A 4,960-nucleotide genomic window follows, 5' to 3' on the forward strand; every position below is an offset into this window, starting at 1 on the left:
GTATATGTTGGATGTGCGTGTGATGAACGCGCAATATCTTCAGATGAAGCTCTAAATTCCATAGCAATCACGGCTTCAGCAATCATATCAGCAGCTCTGGCACCAATCATATGAACTCCTAAAATTTCATCGGTATTAGCATCGGCTAATACTTTTATTTGCCCATCAATATCCATACTTGCTCTTGCTCTACCTAAAGCACGCATAGCAAAAGTACCAGATTTGTAATTTACACCTTCCTCTTTTAATTGTTCTTCAGTTTTACCAACACAAGCAACTTCAGGCCAAGTGTAAACAACACCTGGAATTAGATTGTAATTAATATGAGGTTTTTGACCTGCAATTAATTCAGCAACCATAGTTCCTTCTTCTTCAGCTTTGTGTGCTAACATTGCGCCTTTTACAACATCGCCAATGGCATAAATATTTGAAACGTTTGTTTGTAAATATTCGTTTGTTTCTATTTGTCCGCGATCAGAAACTTTAATACCAATAGTTTCCAATCCTAATCCTTCAGTATAAGGTTTTCTTCCTACAGAAATTAATGTGTAATCACCTTTAAATTCAGTTGGCTCCCCTTTTTTGTTGTCAGCCGTAACTACAACTTCATCTCCATTGTTTACAACTGAAGTTACTTTATGACTTGTAAAGAATTTAATTCCTTGTTTTTTTAATGATTTTTGCAATTCTTTAGATAACATTGCATCCATACCAGGCGTAATTGTTGGCATATATTCAATTACTGAAACTTGCGAACCTAAACGGCTATAAACCGAACCTAATTCTAAACCAATAACTCCACCACCAATAACAATTAAATGTTTTGGTATTTCGGTTAAACTTAATGCTTCAGTTGAGGTTATGACTCTTTTTTTATCTAATTCAATAAAAGGTAATGTTGAAGGTTTTGAACCTGTAGCAATAATAGTTTTTGAAGCTTCAATAGTTTCAGAAGTTCCATCTTCTTTTGTAATAATAATATGAGTGGCATCAGAAAAACTTCCAAAACCATTAAACATGTCAATTTTGTTTTTATCCATTAAATAGTTTATTCCGCCAGATGTTTGTGCAACAACTTCATTTTTACGGGCAATCATTTGCTCAAAGTTTACTTCTAAACCTTTTACCTCAATTCCGTGTGTTTTAAAGTGTTTTGTTGCATCGTAATAGTGGTGCGAAGAATCTAGTAATGCTTTAGATGGAATACACCCAACGTTTAAACAAGTACCTCCAAGCGTATTGTATTTTTCAATAATAGCTGTTTTTAATCCTAATTGTGCGCAACGTATTGCGGCAACATATCCTCCTGGTCCTGAGCCTATAATGGCAACGTCATATGTGTTCATAGTATAATAGTAAAATTAGAACACAAAAATAGAATTTTTATCTATCTCACAGTTAAAATATCAACTTATTTTATATAAATACTACAAGTTAATTATTGAATAATAGAAGTAATATGCAGTTAGTCAATTGTTTATAAATTGTAAATATACTAGGAGTGATAAATATCATATAAATGGTTGTGTTATTTGTTATAATAAACCAATTATTAGTAATTTATATCCAATTGTTTATTTTTTTTAAAAAAACACTGATAGTTAGGGGGTTAACGGTTTTTTGCAGTATATTTGTTTTTAATTGAGATAAATGTTCCCCACAGATGTCCAAAATTTTTGACCCCACAGATGTTAAATAATACTTTTAAGAGTGTTGTTTGTTTTAGTGGACTTTTATATAAAATTTTTTGATTACCCCAAGGGATACTGTTTATGCTTTATGTCATTAGTATTTATGACTCTGTTATATGGAGTTTTTGTTGACAAGTTTATTTAAATATAAAAATTATGAAAAAAAATTACACTTCTTTGTTTAAGATAAGAAATATAGTATTAACTGTCTTCAGTTTGTTTATTTTTAATATTATAATTGGTCAAAATTCAAATTTAATTCAAGTTTCAGAAAGTGACTTTGAAACTGGGCAACTGAATAGAAAGAGTGAAAAAGGCTCAGTAGTTTTATCTAGGTCAAATAATGTTGAGAAAAATAATAATCAACGCTTTTTTGAAATTGCAAATGCAAAAGTTCCTACGATGTATGTTGATAAAGGGAATGTTCGTAAAGTTTCAGAGGGAAATAAACCAATCAAATTGAAATCTAATGATCTTCAATTAAATTCTCTATTGAATTCTAAAAATGAAATGTTCGAGTCAGTTGAACTAATTATTGTGAAACTAAATCAACAAAGTGATTTAAATAAATCAATAAACGTATCAAAACTTACTGAATTTAAAAAGCTTAAGTACATTTTCGTAAAATGTAATTTTGAATGTTCAAGCAGTCAAATTCAGCAAGTAATTTTAAATACTAATCAAGATATAATAGTCTATTATATTGTGACTAAACAGTCATAATTAACAATAACATTTAAAGTAAAAGAATATGGGAAAGCTCTACTCTAAAAAGTTTTATTCTTACAAAAATATAGTTCAACTAGTTTTAGTTGTTTTTACTATTTTAACAATTAGTTTTAATGGTTATAGTCAGGTAAGAGTTGATTTTGAACCAAGAACATCTGTTAATTCTCCAAATAAAACGATTTATAATATTAAGGGAGATTTTACCATGATTGGTAATACCAACCTTACGTTAGAAGATTATGGGAATAATACGAATAACAGTAATAATGATATGGAGTTTGTTGATGAGGATGGAGACTCAAGTACTGATAATTCTTCGTCTGCAACATTTTCATTTTCAACAGAAAATGGGGCAAATCCAGATTGTTCAAATATTATTTATGCCGGATTGTATTGGTCAGGGAGAGGTAATTCAAGTCTAACAGAGGTTCAAAAAAGAACTATAAAATTTAAAAAAGAAGGAGGAAGTTATCAACCATTAGTTGCAGCACCTTCTAATATTAGATATCCATCTGGTGATGCTAGAATGTATGCAGCATATTATGAAGTAACTGATTTGTTGCAGTCTGGCGGATCTGGTGAATATTGGGTAGCAGATATGGCAACATCTGAAGGTGATGGAGGAGGTACAGGATATTATGGTGGATGGGGTATGGTTATCGTTTATGAGAATTCTAAAATGACTTGGAGAGATATAACTGTATTTGATGGTTATGCATATGTTTGTGGGAACTGTGAAGAAAATTATGAAATTCCAGTAAATGGTTTTCACGCTACTGATGAAGGTGATGTAAATGTGAAAATTGGTATGATGGCTGGTGAAGGAGATAGAGGGATATCTGGTGATTATTTTCAAATGAGGAATACAAGTAACACTTCATGGGTACATTTACAGCATACAGGAAATACAACTACAAGTTCTACTAAAAACTTTTTCAATTCTTCAATTCAAACAGGAGGTAATCCAAGAAACCCAAGTATTTTAAACAATACAGGTCTTGATATTGCCATGTTTAATCTTGACAATTCTACAAAAAATCTAATTACTAATGGACAAGAAACCACTAGGTTTAGATATGGAACAACTCAAGACACCTATATTATTTATAATGTAACATTTGCTGTTGACGCTTATGTTCCTGATGTTCAGGCTCTTATTCAAGTTGATAGCCCTCCAGGAGCTGTAAACGCAGGTGGAGACATTGAATATACAGTAAAAATATATAACAAGGGTAATGAAGAAATTGATTCATTTATAGCTTCTATTCCAGTCCCATTTACAACACATACACCAAGTATTGAGTCTTATACAAACAATATTTCAGGTAATACAACTGCTCCTGCAATCGTAGGAAATAATTTTGTTTGGAATATTGGTACACTACCAATACCAGCTAGCCCAGATACTGTATTAGCAACTTTTACATTTAAACTAACAGCTACCGATAATTGTGCTCTTTTAGCAAATAGTTGTGGTGGTAAAATATATTTAGATGGATCTATTAGTGGTATAGGGAGTATTTCAGGTACTAATTTAAATCAAAGTTTAATACAAGAAATAACAGGAAGTTGTAATGGAGAAGTAATTTCTACACCATTAATTACAGAAATCATTCATGATTGCGGTACTGAATATGAAACTATTTCTTTAAATTTTTGTGATGTAACAACAGTTACGGTATCAGACGTTGAAGAAAGCTTCCCTCCAAATTCAAGATTTTATAATGAATATCCTCTAGATGATAATTCTATTGAATATACAACAATATTCCCAGGAAATGGGACTTACTACGCATATCCACCAGGAAGTAGTGCCTGTTATTTTGAGTTTAGTATAAATATTAGGAATAATTCTAATATACCGAGTACTAGTCCTATTAGTTATTGTCAGGGAACTTCAGCAATACCCTTAACCGCAACAGGTGATAATTTATTATGGTATTCTGAATCTACAGGAGGAATAGGAAGTGCAACAGCACCTACACCATCTACAGTAGAAGCTGGAGTAACAACTTATTATGTGAGCCAAACAAAAGAGGATGAGTGTGAGAGTTTAAGAACTTCATTAGTTGTAACAGTTGGTATTGCGCCATATGCAGGTACAGATGGAACTTTAACATTATGTGAAGGTTATACACCAAGCGAGTCAGAGTTATACAATGCTTTAGGTGATGCACCAGATGCAGGTGGAAGCTGGAGTCATGTTGGTTTAGTTTTTACTTATACAGTTGGAGCTACTTCACCTTGTACGGATGCAGATACTTCGATAGTGACGGTAACAGCCGAGCCAGCAAAATCAGCAGGAACAGATGGTACATTAACAATTTGTTCAAGTGAGACCGTAACAGCAGCAGAATTATTCACTTCTTTAGTTGGAACACCAACTGCAGGAGGAACATGGAGTCCAGCATTAGCAGGAGCAGGTAGTTATACCTATACCATTGCAGCGACAGATTACTGTCCAGAATTAACAGCAAAAGTTGTAGTAACAGCCGAGCCAGCAAAATCAGCAGGAACAGATGGTACATTAACAATTTGTT

General features: G+C 32.4%; 3 protein-coding genes. 2 read left to right on the top strand and 1 reads right to left on the bottom strand.

The features are described from left to right. Positions 1 to 1,346, bottom strand: a 1,346-nt coding sequence (gene lpdA / locus Q0352_RS07365) for a dihydrolipoyl dehydrogenase (protein WP_299525933.1), incomplete at its 3' end; no start/stop codon positions are given. 501 nt (positions 1,347 to 1,847) lie between these two features. Here lpdA and Q0352_RS07370 point away from each other — a divergent pair. Both Q0352_RS07370 and Q0352_RS07375 read left to right on the top strand, forming a co-directional pair. Next, on the top strand, positions 1,848 to 2,414 hold the full coding sequence (locus Q0352_RS07370; protein WP_299525936.1) for a hypothetical protein: 567 nt from the start codon (positions 1,848 to 1,850) through the stop codon (positions 2,412 to 2,414). Positions 2,415 to 2,442: 28 nt separating this feature from the next. After that, the coding region (locus tag Q0352_RS07375) for a hypothetical protein (protein WP_299525938.1) at positions 2,443 to 4,960 on the top strand (2,518 nt) is incomplete at its 3' end.

The organism is uncultured Lutibacter sp. (assembly GCF_937891065.1).
In the GTDB taxonomy this organism is placed as follows: Bacteria; Bacteroidota; Bacteroidia; order Flavobacteriales; family Flavobacteriaceae; genus Lutibacter.